The organism is Microcoleus sp. T3_B1, from assembly GCF_036700445.1.
Taxonomy (GTDB): Bacteria; Cyanobacteriota; Cyanobacteriia; order Cyanobacteriales; family Microcoleaceae; genus Microcoleus.
Genome location: NZ_JAUBOX010000191.1, coordinates 1 through 1,740, shown reverse-complemented (window position 1 = coordinate 1,740; position 1,740 = coordinate 1). Strand labels below are relative to the sequence as shown.

Sequence of the window (1,740 nt, the reverse complement as noted above, 5' to 3'; positions counted from 1 at the left end):
TTGCCCATCAAGTGCGATGTCTGCGGTTAGCTACGCGATCGCGATTTTTTCTAACTTATTCAGCAAGCCCTAGATAATTCATCAATCAACCATCAAACATCCCCAATACCAATTCAAATTACCTACGGCTACAAAGAGTGACCATCGTCCCGACTTAAAACAATTTATTTTAGACCTAATTTGTAGTGGAGATGGAGATGTGCCACTATTTTTACGAGTAGCTTCAGGAAACGAATCAGATAATTCCATATTCGCCTCAATCTGTCAAGACTTTTAAAAAAAATTAAATCTCGACACTTTAATGGTAGCTGACAGTGCATTATATACCGCTCCAAATTTAGAAATGTTAACCAATTTAAGATGGTTAACTCGTGTACCACTAAGCCTGAAACAAGCGCAGCAACTGGTGTCTCAGCTTGCAGGAATCAGAATTAAATGAAAGTTCAATAACGGGATATCGTTGGTCAGAACACAAAAGTAATTATGGTGGAATTACACAAAGATGGTTCGTAGTAGAGAGCAGTTTGCGTCGTGATGCCGACCAACGTAAATTAGAAAAACAACTCAAAAAAGCTGAAATTGAGGGTCAGAAAAAGTTGCGAGAGTTATCAAATATTGAATTTGCTTGTGACACCGATGCCTTGTCACTGGAGTTTAGACTAAAAAACGATCGCATCTAAAAGTAGCTGCCTTTCAACAGAAGGCAAGTTATTGCTCAAAAACTCACGCATTGAGGAGATTAAACAACTAATCTTGAAGACTTTTTGCGTCGAGAAACCCGTTTCTTGACAGTGGGATATCGCGGTGCCTTAGTCCGTACCTTTCCTGTTTCCCAGCCAGGAGATTTTCCCCTATGTTTAGGTGGTTTCGTAGGAGTACCAATGTCAACTAAAACCGATAACATTGATTGGGCAACACGTCCAGGAGTTAAATCGATCCTAGCAGACTGCCAAGGCAGTCGATGTTCGAGAACTAAATCCCTAGCCAGCCAGAGTTGCCAACTCATCAATGGCATTAAATCACTCCAACGCTCAGATTGTTCGGGAGTTCTCAAGTTAGGCAATGTCCAATGTAATCGTTGCTTAGCTTTCCCGTTACCAATGATCCACTCCAAAACGTCGTAAATACTTAAACCAAACAGTTTCGCTTGGGTAGAGTTCGTTCTCCCACCCAAACCAACCACAAGGGTGGAAACGGCTGACCGCTTGACATGGGATTCATTCTTAAGGGCGAGGATTAAATTAACAGGATGTCCCGGCGCACGATAAAAATGTAAGTCAAGCCATTGACTGACTCGGACTTGTCCCAACTGTGGATGTTCATCAATTTCAATCACAGTATCCGTTTCGAGCCATGTGGTTGGGTCATTGAGTCTCATTTTGAACCCGTGTTTCCGTGGTCTACCGCGACCACTATAGGCTGGTGGTGCCGACCACAAACAGGCATTCTTTCGGACTCTCATTAAGCAATCAGCTTGAATATCTGCTTGGGCTAATACCCAAGTTGCATTGCCATATTCTCGATCTAAGACTGCTAATACGCTTGTTGACGCTCTGTTGACAGACAAGTTTGAGTTGGGAAGCTGCTTGAAGTATGGGCGAAGACCCACTACTAATTCGTTCATGGAGTAGGGGTAAGGCCCAACTTCCATGAGCTTCAGGTAGTTAGAGTCGATAGGGGCATTTCTACCCCTACCTCTCCTTCAGAACGGAACGTGAAACTTTCGCTTCATTCCGCTCC

General features: G+C 43.2%; 1 protein-coding gene and 1 pseudogene. One reads left to right on the top strand and one right to left on the bottom strand.

The window, feature by feature from the left end; translation table 11 throughout:
• Positions 1-99: 99 nt before the first annotated feature.
• Positions 100-662, top strand: a pseudogene (locus QT990_RS35970) (IS1634 family transposase); the annotation flags it as partial.
• A 77-nt stretch (positions 663-739) separates the two neighbouring features.
• On the opposite strand, the gene QT990_RS35680 reads toward QT990_RS35970, so the two are convergent.
• A complete protein-coding gene (locus QT990_RS35680) occupies positions 740-1,651 on the bottom strand; it encodes a hypothetical protein (protein ID WP_333148381.1) in 912 nt (303 codons plus the stop codon).
• Positions 1,652-1,740: the final 89 nt, after the last annotated feature.

Excerpts from the sequence above, each read along its gene's own strand:
- QT990_RS35680 (WP_333148381.1), bottom strand. The coding sequence starts at position 1,651 with ATGGAAGTTGGGCCTTACCCCTACTCCATGAACGAATTAGTAGTGGGT.